The organism is Robinsoniella sp., assembly GCF_034124845.1.
On the sequence record NZ_JAWYAJ010000160.1, the window covers coordinates 1 to 12,050 of the forward strand.

13 protein-coding genes are annotated in these 12,050 nt (G+C 38.6%); all 13 read right to left on the minus strand.

What is annotated here, in order from left to right; all coding sequences use genetic code 11:
* Positions 1–39: 39 nt before the first annotated feature.
* Positions 40–1,503, minus strand: coding sequence for a flippase (locus ACH2DQ_RS07610; RefSeq protein WP_394912174.1), 1,464 nt, complete (start codon positions 1,501–1,503; stop codon positions 40–42).
* Positions 1,500–2,738, minus strand: coding sequence for a glycosyltransferase (locus ACH2DQ_RS07615; protein ID WP_395026210.1), 1,239 nt, complete (start codon positions 2,736–2,738; stop codon positions 1,500–1,502). The genes ACH2DQ_RS07610 and ACH2DQ_RS07615 overlap by 4 nt, the downstream gene beginning before the upstream one ends.
* Positions 2,739–2,780: 42 nt before the next feature.
* The gene (locus tag ACH2DQ_RS07620; protein ID WP_394912176.1) at positions 2,781–3,725 is read right to left on the minus strand and encodes a glycosyltransferase family 2 protein; all 945 of its coding nucleotides are present in this window, start codon (positions 3,723–3,725) and stop codon (positions 2,781–2,783) included.
* A gap of 22 nt (positions 3,726–3,747) precedes the next feature.
* Complete coding sequence (locus tag ACH2DQ_RS07625; RefSeq protein WP_394912177.1) at positions 3,748–4,767, minus strand: acyltransferase family protein; 1,020 nt, start codon at positions 4,765–4,767, stop codon at positions 3,748–3,750.
* Entirely contained in the window at positions 4,745–6,091 is a 1,347-nt protein-coding gene (locus tag ACH2DQ_RS07630; RefSeq protein ID WP_394912178.1) for a hypothetical protein, read from the minus strand. Before ACH2DQ_RS07630 ends, ACH2DQ_RS07625 begins: the two co-directional genes overlap by 23 nt.
* Positions 6,091–7,038 (minus strand): glycosyltransferase family 2 protein, encoded by a 948-nt coding sequence (locus ACH2DQ_RS07635; RefSeq protein ID WP_394912179.1) that lies wholly within the window; start codon positions 7,036–7,038, stop codon positions 6,091–6,093. Before ACH2DQ_RS07635 ends, ACH2DQ_RS07630 begins: the two co-directional genes overlap by 1 nt.
* Positions 7,039–7,050: 12 nt before the next feature.
* A complete protein-coding gene (locus tag ACH2DQ_RS07640) occupies positions 7,051–8,046 on the minus strand; it encodes a glycosyltransferase family 2 protein (RefSeq protein WP_394912180.1) in 996 nt (331 codons plus the stop codon).
* On the minus strand, positions 8,033–8,848 hold the full coding sequence (locus ACH2DQ_RS07645; protein WP_394912181.1) for a hypothetical protein: 816 nt from the start codon (positions 8,846–8,848) through the stop codon (positions 8,033–8,035). The genes ACH2DQ_RS07640 and ACH2DQ_RS07645 overlap by 14 nt, the downstream gene beginning before the upstream one ends.
* Positions 8,849–8,857: 9 nt before the next feature.
* Positions 8,858–9,340, minus strand: a complete 483-nt coding sequence (gene pssE, locus ACH2DQ_RS07650; protein WP_394912182.1) for a PssE/Cps14G family polysaccharide biosynthesis glycosyltransferase — start codon at positions 9,338–9,340, stop codon at positions 8,858–8,860.
* 15 nt (positions 9,341–9,355) lie between these two features.
* Entirely contained in the window at positions 9,356–9,814 is a 459-nt protein-coding gene (pssD, locus tag ACH2DQ_RS07655) for a PssD/Cps14F family polysaccharide biosynthesis glycosyltransferase (protein WP_395026215.1), read from the minus strand.
* Positions 9,815–9,885: 71 nt separating this feature from the next.
* The gene (locus ACH2DQ_RS07660; protein WP_395026221.1) at positions 9,886–10,398 is read right to left on the minus strand and encodes a sugar transferase; all 513 of its coding nucleotides are present in this window, start codon (positions 10,396–10,398) and stop codon (positions 9,886–9,888) included.
* Positions 10,353–11,309, minus strand: coding sequence for a hypothetical protein (locus ACH2DQ_RS07665; protein WP_395026217.1), 957 nt, complete (start codon positions 11,307–11,309; stop codon positions 10,353–10,355). Before ACH2DQ_RS07665 ends, ACH2DQ_RS07660 begins: the two co-directional genes overlap by 46 nt.
* Before the next feature lie 40 nt (positions 11,310–11,349).
* The coding region (locus ACH2DQ_RS07670; protein WP_395026219.1) for a helicase associated domain-containing protein at positions 11,350–12,050 on the minus strand (701 nt) is incomplete at its 5' end.

Genomic DNA, 12,050 nt, shown 5'->3' on the forward strand with positions numbered 1-12,050 from the left:
GGGGAATACCCCTTAGTTCAAGTCGGCTTAAAATCTGGTTTATTTTTCACTCTTTTTTCTCCCTAAGCGAACTGCTTTTTTGCATAATGCAGTTACAAAATCATCTTTCCAGAGGAACAGCATTCCAAAATATATGATTCCGCCCATTATAACGGCAAAAAAGGTTCCCGCTGCATCCGGCTTTAAAAACGGTTTCATAACAGTGACGGTTGCATACATCGTTCCACCGCACAGAAAATACCTGCCAGAATACCGGAATATGCCCCTATAGGTAAAAAGTTTCTTTATCTGAACCACATAGACAAATTGAATTGCAGTTACCATGAACTCTGCTGCGATAGAAGCCACTGCTGCACCCACCGCAAAATACTTTGGTATCAGAAATAGATTTATTATTAAATTTACAACCGCACCAGCCAGCACCGTAATGGTAAAAACATTTTGCTTTTTAATGGGAATCAGCAGCTGCATTCCGGTTACATTACTCAATCCAATAGCCAAGACCAAAATACTAAATATTCGAATTAAAATAACACACCTTTCATACCCCGGTCCATAAAACCACGGTACGACCAGATCCGCCACGGCAATCAGCCCAAACATAATCGGAATTGCCATAAACCATACAAAGCGGTAAGAGCGGTACATATAATACTGCAGTTTTTCAATATCTTTTTTGATGTAGGTATAAGCAATCCGGGGAGACATCACCGTTCCCAGAGAAGTGATAATCATAAGAGCCATTTTTGATAATCGCTCAGCCTGTTCATAAAATCCATTTTCACTGTAAGAGCTGGCATACATACCGATCATTGTTTTATCCAGAACGGTATAAATCTGTATCGCAACCGTGGGAATAAAGAGCTGGATAATATCTCTGGCATTACGAAAAACCTTAATATCCCGTAATCTGATCTTCACCAGATATTTCGGTAAATAGCTCCACATGGATATATTCCCGGCTAAAGTCAGGGCTGCAATCCCAAAGATATAAGTCAGGATATCCTCTTTGCTTTTCACAAACAGAAAGATATATGCAATATTTAAAACCTTAAAACCGCAGTTTCGCAGAGCAATCTTCCCAAATTCCTCAAGCCCCTGGAAAAACCAGGATATGTCAAGGGCTGTTGCTAAAATTGTGATAGACTGGATCAAAAATACCCCACGGTTATTTCTGAAAAAGGAAATAAAAATAAAATATGCGGACAAACTGATTACCGACGTAATCAGTTTAAAAATAGTTGTTTCCCAAAAAATTCCGCTTATCTTTACACGGTCATCCTGAGAGTAGGCTGCTTCCCTCTGTCCATACGTGTGCAGTCCCAGTACAGCAACCAGTATGAAATATGAAACAATCGAATTGGAATAACTGTATGTACCGATTCCTTCTGCCCCAAGAACACGGGAAATATAGGGGGTGGTTATAAATGGGGTAAGCAAAGTCAATATCTGATAGCTGACATTGTATATGTAATTCTTTTTTATACTCTTTTGTGCTTTCATAAATGATTCGCTAAGACTTTCTTATAAACTGTTTGCAGCTGCTCCAGATGCTCATCCGGTGTTAAAGTACGCTGTATTTCCCGGGACATTTCCCGGATACGCTCAAGAGTAAGATTTCCAAAAAAATCTAATAACTTTCCAAATGATTCTTCTGAATAAGGGTCATATAAATAACCATTGCTTTCATTAATGAACTCTGGTATCCCGCCCATTTTCGTGGCAACCACTGGAACGCGGTTGTTTAACAGTTCCATAACCACCTGCGGAGCATTATCTTCCCACACCGGCAGTATGCATCCGATATCTATGGCAGAGAGGATCTTTTCCAGATCATCCGGATCATATTTACCGTGATTCCTAATCCCCGCATCTCTCATCTGCTCTTCATACTCCTGGCAATTTCCCCAGAAATGAAGCTCGTATTTATCCCTATCCAGTTTATTTGCAATCTTAATAAACTGTTCCGCTCCCTTAATAAAAACAAAACTGCCAATCATGGCAACAATTATCTTCCGGTTGGATTCTCCACCCGTGGATCTTTCTTCTTTAAAAGAATACGCTGATGTGTTTCCAATATATAGCGTCTCATAACTCCCATTGATTCCGGAATCCCGAAAGATTGCTTCCACTCTTTTCGAAACGGGTATCAGAAGACTGGCATTTTCCAGCAGCTCTTTAAACTTCGCAAATCGGATATCTGTAATTTTCTGAGGCAGATAAGGCGCTTTCAGCAAAGGCTTTTTCAACAGCTTTCTTGCCAGATTATAGGGCTTTCTCAGAACTGCTGCCTGTTCCCAGTAACTGACACATTTTCTGCACTGTTCTCCGTTCCTTCTTTGGCAGAGTGACCGGTCCGGTTTCATCATATTTACACGTGGACAGATAAAGAAATAATCGTGTAAGCTCACTATGTACCGGTAATCCTTTAAGATACTGCAGATATCCCAATCTATATTCATCATCATATGAATATGGATCAAATCAAACCTGTTCTTCTCAAAGAAATCCTTTAGAAGACGCAGCTGTTCCGGATCTTTCAGCATTCCAAGCCGTACTACTTTACAGCTGGGATTATACGAATCCAGCTTGAACTCATATTCCTCCTTACTGCTGTCCCCAAGCACATAGACTTCATCTCCTTTTTCATGCTGTGCCTTAGCCAGAGTTCTTACATAATTTTGTATTCCTCCCCGGTAATCCAGTGGTGCACCGCTGCTTATATGTAATATTTTCATAGATTTCACCTTTCCGGAATCCAATGATCCCCTTCTGACATATCATACCCATAACAGGATCCAGCACTTACAGCTATGTGGATTAATCAGATTATATTTTTGATAAAATGCGATTCTCTCTGTCTTTTTCTTAGTTGAAATATGGGCAAACTGATTTAAAAATTCATACCACCTACAATCCTCTCCGATAATTGCTGCCAGCATTAAAGCGTTGTTTCTCTGCATTTTTAGATAGGAAGAAGGTGCTGCGCTTCCCAGATTCAGAATTTTATTTTGCAGCTTGTGAAACAGATTTCTGGCTTTCTTAAATTCCGCAGAACCAACAACATTATCTGCATGCTGTCTGTATAAAATCATGGGTGGTGAAGGAATCCGTTTTATATACCCCAGAGCCGAAGCAATCTGCATACACCACCAGTCATGCATGACAGGATTGTCTGAATCTGAAGATGCCGTCCGGTTTAATTTCCGGTTGATAATCATCGAACAACCTGCGGCTATATTACCTGTCATCAGCTGTGGCAGACTAAACCTGTCCGGATTTATATCGGAATATTGGAAAAATGACGGATGAATGGTATTTAATTCCTGATCCACAACGATTAAGTCAGAAAAAGCTGCGATCGGTTTATCTGCTCCATATTTATCTTCCAGTCTTTTTATCGTTTCATAAGACCGTTTGATTTTATCCTCTAACCAGACATCATCCTGATCGCAGAACATCACGTATGGATGATCTGCTTTTTGCATTAATGAATAAAAATTTTTATTAGACCTGCCCATAGGCTGATATTCCAATATCTGAAATTTATCCGGATACCTCCGGCTGTATTGGTTCAGAATGGTTTGTGTACCATCGCCGGATCCATCGTCATGAATCAGGCATTCGAAATCCTGAAACGTCTGGTTTAACAGAGATTTCAACAGATCTTCTATGTATTTTCCTCCATTGTAGGTCGCTATAAGCACTGCAATACGCTTATTCAACTTCATCACATCCCTTTGCATTTTATCTGTCTTGCTCAATAAATTTTCTAATTTTACTGCCTGCCAAATGAAGGCAGCTGGCTGCCGGAATGGTTAGCACAAAAACCAATACCAGCGTCATAAAGCTCATAAATGGATGCAGCTGCTTTCCGGAAAACCTTGGCATGATGGTGTTAATGATGACGTGGTGTACTAAAAAAATGGAATAGCTGATGAGGGATATCCGCTTGATTATCCTGTGCATAAAATTTTCCTTCTTAAAGGGAATTTTAAAAAGGATCAAGAATAACAAAATCCCAACCGCCTGACTTACAACAATACTGTTTAAACGCTTTTGCATAAAGACCATTACCACACAGAAAAGTATCCCCGCCACGATCCGCCTCCATGAGAGAGCATCTTTATATTTTATAAAAATCATCCCGATCCAAAAAGCTAATAAGCATGTAAGCGGATGATTCCAGTCAGAAATTTTAAATGGAGATACAGCTAAATTGATTTCATACAATAACAGAATGACCACTGTACCCTGCAGCATCCATCTTTCAAATATTTTAAGAAAGACAGGAAAAAGTAAATATAAAAAGATAATTGCTCCTAAAAACCACTCACCCAGTATATAGTAGTTATCCCCTCTGTATAAAAGGTATCCATCCATTCCAACCAGGGAATAAAGAAAGGACCAGGGATTGCCTTTATAGAATATATCTCTATATTTCCAGATATAAAACAGATACATTGCAAAAAATGCCAGGTAAAATTCCGGAAAAATACTCAGCCACCGTTTTATGTAAAATTTCTTATAATCTTTTACCCTGGGGCGGTAGTTATAATACATCGCAGCACCGGATAATACAAAGAACATGGTAACTGCAATTCTCCCCCAGTCTATGCCAAATAGAGAATAAAAGATCTGATACATGCCTGATGAATCTGTAATACCATGCTGGTAAAAGGAACAGGACCAGTGATAAAATACAATACCAAGTGTACTGATACCTCTGACGAAATCTAAATTTTTAATCCTTACTTTGGTTTGCATATGATACCTCTCGCAATCTTATTTTGTCCTTATATTTTAGAGCGTGGTTTCTGTAATACTGGCATTTTACAAACGCTGCGGCAAATAAACAAAATACATAATCCAGCGTCCCTAAGGAATCCACCCACCATAAATTGATAAAATAACATGCACAAATAATCAGACTTATTTTCAATAGAGGATCGGGATATCTTACTAAACTTCTGAGCATGTCCCACAAAAACGCCGCTGACATCAATACAAAAGTGATGAGTCCAGGATAGGCAATGGCAATATACTGTTTCACATAAAAATTATCTATGGATTGAATCCAATAACCATTCGAAACCCAGCTGAAATTATAGCTGCTCCCTCTGCCAAGAAGTGGGTTCAGCCAGTCCAGTCTAAAGATTTTTGGCAGTTCCTTTCTATATAAGGTACTGTCCATTACCGCTGATTTATCAAATCCCAACATCTCAGATAAAGAGGTGCCGAACGCACCGTCAATGCTTTTTGTAATTGCACTCCAAATTGCCTGCATGGGAGCCGTCTGATAAAACAGCAGCGAAACGCCCAGAAAAATAATTGTCGTATACCCCACAATCAGGATGTTCAAACGGACTCTTTCTTTCGCACTTACCAGGAGCAGAACAACTGCTTCCAATCCAAATAGTCCCAGACTGGATCTGGAGCCTGTCAGATAGATATTTATTCCGACCAGAATGAGAAACAGCGGTTTGTGGAATAAATTTATTTCCTGTTTTGACCGATCCCAGCAGGATAAGGGAAATACAATTAATAAAAACAAACCATATCCGATAGGATGATGTGCAGGACCTGTAATACGAAATACTCCGTCCCGATAAGCCATCCCGCTGTACATTCCCGGTATCACTTCCATTTTTGCAAAAATTGAAAATTTAAAAATATACTCAAAAATTCCCAGGATACAAAGTATCCATGCAAATTTTAGAATATATGCAATCATTTCAGATAAGGTTATATCATTTTTTAACAGATATACCATCGTGTAAAACAATAGTATGTTATCAAACAGCGGATACAAAAAAGTCCCTACATCTCCCCGCAACAACGCCGTATACAGACAGACCGCCAGATAAGCAAATATAAGCCTGTTATGGGGAAATGCCCTGATTGTATAGAGAAAATCCATCTTTCTTGATCTGTTCCGAAATATACAGAACCAGATCAAGATCAAAACAAGCCGCTGGGTATGTAATGCAAAGCCAATCTTAATTCCAAAGTAATCAGGCATAAAGAAAACACCAAATATCAGCCAGATCCCCAGGGTATGCATAGAAATAAATAATTTCTTGTTTTTCATCAGCCTGACCCCTTTATCCGGGAATGCTTTATTAATAAACATGGTTCTATTAGAATAGATCTCCTGTATTGATAATATCCCAGGTATCTCACAAGTCTAATACTGTTTAGCAGTTTACGATCCCTAAGTAATTCCACTCTGAGTTTAGCCGCCTTTATATTTTTTTGGAACATATGCAGCCCCCTGCTGCTTCTCTTTTCCTGTTCTACATATCTATAAGCCGACTTGTAGCTTTTTAGAAGAAGATCCAGAAACCGGATTCTCTTGTCTAATTCATGCATTTTTTTCATAGACACGTTGTGGTTATGAAGCCTGCGCAATATTAATGGTTTATGATAAATGTAGCAGCCGTCTTCACATTGGGCTAACTTCCACACATATTCATCATGTGCCCAGCCGGAAAACCAATAAGGCTTAATTTTATCCCGAAAACTTTTTCTGATGCACATGACGCACCCCAGCCTGCCTAAATGAATATTTTTGCGGTTTAGTTTTATTTGTTCTAATTCTCCGCTGTTTTGCATGCTTCTTAATGTTTTCTTATCAACTGCCGGGGGATTCGAAGAGGATACAAGGGGTTCGTAATCCGAACAAAGCAGCTGGATTTGAGGTTTTTGGTTCAATATATCATGCATCACATGCACCTTATCTTCTAACCAGATATCATCTTGGTCACAAAAGAAAATAATATCCCCGCCGGCCCGCTGTAAGGCATAATAAAAATTATCGGCATACCCCAAATTATGGCTGTTCTGATAAAAAAACCAGGTATCCTGTAAATCATTTAACCTTATAAACTCGTTTATTATCACAGCTGTCCCATCCATAGAACCGTCATCGGCTATAATAACTTCATCTATTTTCAGGCTTTGGTTCAGCAGTGATTTTAATTGTTCCAGCAAATATTCTTCTCCATTATATGTGGCCATTACTACTGAAATCTTCATGTAAAACATCTCCTATAAATGACTTTTCTTTACTTTATACTTTATACGCAGTGCCTGCACGATGAAAGGTAATGTTGTTTTCGTAATTACCTTTATATAAATACCTATTATGTTTTTTTGAAGATAGCAGTTCTTTTTATAATCGGGAAATAAGACACCTGCCAAATGATAAGTATTTTTTACCAGTTCATTCCTTTCCTGCTTACAATCAATAAAGCTGATTCTGTTCAGCGAACTGCAAAATAAGATTTTGACACAAAAATATTCCAGCTCCTTCTGATATAAATTCAGAAACCCTCTTTCTTTATAATTGTCATAGATTAATTGAATGATTTGAAGCATTTGAGCAATTTTAACCGCCTGGGTTGTTGCCATCGTAGAATCCTTCCGGATGGTCCGGCAAGCCAAAGCTTCCTCTATATATGCCATGTGTCTGATATAGGGAATCGTATTTAAGTAAAATGCGGTATCTTCATAGATCAATCCTTCCGGAAACTGTGTACCCGCTTCCTCTAAAACAGCCCTTCTGTAAATGGAAATAAACGGATTCACTAACGGATCAATAAACATTTCCTTTTGGCTGCAGCACCTTTTTCCACCTACGTATTTTCGCCGCATGGTTTGAATCCCGCCATCCACTACAATTTCTTTGTATCCACAGGCTACATAATCGGCTTTCGTTTTTTTTGCCTTATCATACATTTTTTGAAACATATCGGGTTCAACAAAATCATCTGCATCACAGAATCCTACATACTCCCCGCTGCAAATTGTCAAAGCCTGGTTTCTGGCGGATGCCTGACCGCCGTTTTTCCTGACCATAGATGAGATTTTATCCGGGTATTTTTTCTGGAAATGATCGATAATTTCTTGTGAATCATCCGTTGACCCATCATTTACAATAATAATTTCTATATGCTTCAGCGTTTGATTAACCAAAGACATTAAACATTTTGTTAAATATTTGTCGGCATTATAAACCGGTACTATTACACTAACCTTTTTCATAACATTCCTCACTATCTATGATTAATTGAACTGCAGTCTTTAAATATCCTGGAAAATGAAGACTGACATCAGAGTGATTTTTATATTCCCCAACATCTTCCTGCAGATAAAACCCATTCTCTTTCAAATCAATGATTAAATCTTTTATATGCTCCTGATAGGTACGTTCTTCCCGGGAATAAAACAGAAAAATATTTACAGAAGATTTATATGATTTATAATTTTGAATTTTACAATATAAGTGTGAGTCCAAGTACTTTACTGCTGCCTTTGAAATGGATTCGCGGCTTTTACCCGCTATGTATGTTAGCGTATCATCCAGGTGATTGTCCGGATCCATCAGATAACTCCCAAGATGATATTGGGGAGAGCCGGCAATAATATAACTTCCCGGATACTGCAGCCCAAAGTTCAGTGCACCATAGCCGCCTTTACTGGAACCTGCAAAAATGATTTTCCGGTAGTGATGCCCGGAAGTAATATGGCTGATCAAATGGCTAACTGCCCTTTCCACAAAAAAGTCCATACCCTTTCCCAGATAATAGATCCCCCTGCCATCAATCCCGTAATCATCTAATATAAACAATTGATCTAACTCCATATTTTTCAACGTCCGCACATAATTATATCTGGCTTTGATTCCTTTTCTGGTACAGGAGCTGAATACAATAATAAGGTCTTTTCTTCTACGATTCTCATACATATATTTGATCACCGTATTGTCATAAAGATATTTTCTCTGCTTAAAAACAACCCGTATTTTTGTTATAAGATACTCAGCGTATTTTTTTACCTTTTTCAATGTCATCCCTCACGATATACTGCTTAAAAACTGGTCAATGCTTGCCACAATCTTCTCTGTATTGGAATGATAGGCAGCAAATTCCAGATTGCCGATCCCAATTAAATGATCTTCAAGATCATTCAGTTCATAACATGCAGACACTAAGTTCAATTCATCAAATTGCACGAGAAGCTGTAATTGATGATTATCCACATGCTCACCAAATTCCCCCCTGCGGGGAACGGCAATTACCTTTTTCCCTATTTTCAAAGAACTGATAATCGCTCCTGTTCCTCCATGGGTAATTACAAAACTGCTTTTTTCAATACATTTTTTAAATTCTTCCCGGTTCAAAAAGTTCTTGTATAGAAAATATTTTGGCTGGTAAGTGCTATAACCGGTCTGTGCAAACACCTCTTCGGTTATCCTTCCTGTTTTTATCAATCGATCTATCTCCTTTAAGAGACGGTCAAATTGGAATTTCTGCGATCCCAAAGTAACAAATATCATTTGTCATCCCACCTTCTAATAAATTCCGACTTTATAGATTGCCTTTTGATATATATCCGTCATCTGCTGCAACTGGACTAAAAACTGATCAGCAAATTTATATATCAGTTTGCCGGTTTCCGTTGGGGAACTGACTTTGGCAAAAGACTCAATATAGATTATTTTCTTGCGAAAAATCTTTGCCAGCATACATACCGGGATCGTGGATAATACACCGGTGCTGATTACGATATCCGGCTTTTCTTTAATCCAGATATATAGGGTATAGATAAAATTAGCTGCCATTCTCAGAAAGAATGTTTTCTCTTTCCTGTTTACCTGCTGCAGATAATAAGTTTTTATATCTTCGTTCTCCACCGTATATAACGTCTTCTCTGTCAAAACGAAGCTGTTATATTTTTTCATGAGTTTTTTCAACATCATCAGCTGTTCCAAATGGCCGCCGCTGGAAGCGGCAAAACATATTTTTATCATGAGTACCTCCTCATTTAACCTTAATGTGTTTATAAGTCTGAAACGAATTATTATTTCTTCCCACTGACCGGTTACTCAGATCCCACTCCCCTGATCACTACCCAGATTGTTTTTACTAAAATCTTAAGATCCAGTGCAATGGACCACTGCATAATGTAGCTGACATCCAGCTTTACAACCTCTTCAAAATTATCAATATTACTTCTTCCGCTTACCTGCCACAACCCCGTAATTCCAGGTTTGATTGCAATCCGTTTTCGATGATGCAACTGATATCTTTCCCATTCGTCTAATGTGGGAGGACGGGTACCAACGAGACTCATATCCCCCTTTAGTACATTCCAGAATTGTGGAAGTTCATCTATGGAAGTCTTTCGTATAAAGGTTCCGATCCCCTTAATAATCCGTGGATCTTTCTTTATTTTAAACATCAGATTCTCTTTGATATGGTTTTGATTTATTAATTCTTTTTTTCTTTGCTCTGCATCCATATACATGGATCTGAACTTATAAATGCGGAACTGGCGTCCATTTTTACCTATTCTGACCTGGGAAAAAAGATTGGTCCGGGAGAGCTGAAATATATAACCGGACCAATGATTACAACCATAACCGCGGTTATCACCAGACCCACAATACCTCCGGCTATATCCACAAGCCTTTTTCCCAATAACTGTCCTTCTGTCACCATATTTACCGAACTGGATAAGACCGTATAGCCTCCGAATTGTTCAACAATCTGGTTGGTATTCAAATTTGTTGTATTAATCAAGTTTATATGTACTGTTATACCCATTTCAACGCAGCCATCCAACAGTGCCTGGGGCAGAATTAATGTTTTAGGCAGATTAATAAATACCTCATCCACCCAATTTTCTTTGATATACGCTAATGCATTATCTTCTCCTGCCACTACCGGAATATTTTCCACCTGTTTCAAATCCATAGAATTTTCCATTAAAATCAATCCTGTAATAGAAAATTTTCCAAAATTATTTGCCCGCAGGCATTTAATGATCTCCGTTGCATTTTCTTCTGATACAATGAGTAATATATTTCGTTTTACCTGTCTGCTATTTGAATTTAAAGAATGCTTTAAGTAATATTTACGAATACATCTTAAACCGTAGCTAAATACGGGGAAAATACCATACATCAATAAAAAGATATATCTGGAATACATATTTGTGTTTTCTGCAAAATAAAGATACAGTAAAAAGCTTACCATTACACATGTGGTATGGTGCAGCGTAGCCTGTGCTTCTTTCAAATATCCTCTTCTTAAAATGTCCTTGTAGCTTCCCCAAAACAAAGCCGTGAAACCGTCAATAAATATCAGCGTGATTGCAGCTTCAAAATATATCGTTCTCTCAAAAAACAAATGATTTCCAAAACGTAGTATGTAAGCAAGTGCCAGTGCCGACTCCACACATATTAAATCTATGACTAAAAAATCCAGGTGCTTTATCCAACTATTCAAATTTTTCTGATACATTTCTGTTCTCTATCTACCTTCTGTATTTATATTGAATCGGTCAGCCGCTTGCAAGCAGATTCACCTGTTTCTCCGTCTGCCGCATACTGCGTAACCCCCAGAGCATTCCAATCTGATTTAACCGGCTGATCTTCTGCTCATCCAGGTACGTGGGCCGGGTTCCTCTCCTTATTTCCCTTTGAATATTAATCCACATCCCCAATCGGTTTCCATCTCTCGTTAAATAATCCAGCGGGATGTCCAGGTTCCCGTATTCTTCGTAATATGCTTTTGCCTCCTGATACCAATCATCCCATTCTCTTCTGACCCGTAATTGCCACTTCATCCCCAATGTTTCCAGCTTTAACTGCTGTTTCTGGCTTATTTTGCCTTGCCGGTAGCGCTTTCTCTGGTAGCTGACCCATTCTCCCAGAGGCTGATGCCGGTACATATAATTTCTGGGAATCTCAATATTCCCGTTTTCATAATAATAATCCTTTATGTAGTGGTACCAGATCTCCCATTCCGTCCTGATTCCCAGTGACCACACCATTCCAATCTGGTTCAACATGTAGATTTTCCGGTCATCAATTCTGTATACGCCTTTTTGGTGATAAGCCGCTCTCTGACGTTCAATCCAACGTCCCAATAAATATCCGTTATCCGTTTTATATTTCATCGGTATTTTCAGATTCTGGTTTATCCGGAAGTACTCTTTAGCCAATAGATACCACTCATCCCATGTCTGTCTGGTATATTGCC

Excerpts from the sequence above, each read along its gene's own strand:
- ACH2DQ_RS07610 (WP_394912174.1), bottom strand. The coding sequence starts at position 1,503 with ATGAAAGCACAAAAGAGTATAAAAAAGAATTACATATACAATGTCAGC.
- ACH2DQ_RS07615 (WP_395026210.1), bottom strand. The coding sequence starts at position 2,738 with ATGAAAATATTACATATAAGCAGCGGTGCACCACTGGATTACCGGGGA.
- ACH2DQ_RS07625 (WP_394912177.1), bottom strand. The coding sequence starts at position 4,767 with ATGCAAACCAAAGTAAGGATTAAAAATTTAGATTTCGTCAGAGGTATC.
- ACH2DQ_RS07630 (WP_394912178.1), bottom strand. The coding sequence starts at position 6,091 with ATGAAAAACAAGAAATTATTTATTTCTATGCATACCCTGGGGATCTGG.
- ACH2DQ_RS07635 (WP_394912179.1), bottom strand. The coding sequence starts at position 7,038 with ATGAAGATTTCAGTAGTAATGGCCACATATAATGGAGAAGAATATTTG.
- ACH2DQ_RS07640 (WP_394912180.1), bottom strand. The coding sequence starts at position 8,046 with ATGAAAAAGGTTAGTGTAATAGTACCGGTTTATAATGCCGACAAATAT.
- pssE (WP_394912182.1), bottom strand. The coding sequence starts at position 9,340 with ATGATATTTGTTACTTTGGGATCGCAGAAATTCCAATTTGACCGTCTC.
- pssD (WP_395026215.1), bottom strand. The coding sequence starts at position 9,814 with ATGATAAAAATATGTTTTGCCGCTTCCAGCGGCGGCCATTTGGAACAG.
- ACH2DQ_RS07665 (WP_395026217.1), bottom strand. The coding sequence starts at position 11,309 with ATGTATCAGAAAAATTTGAATAGTTGGATAAAGCACCTGGATTTTTTA.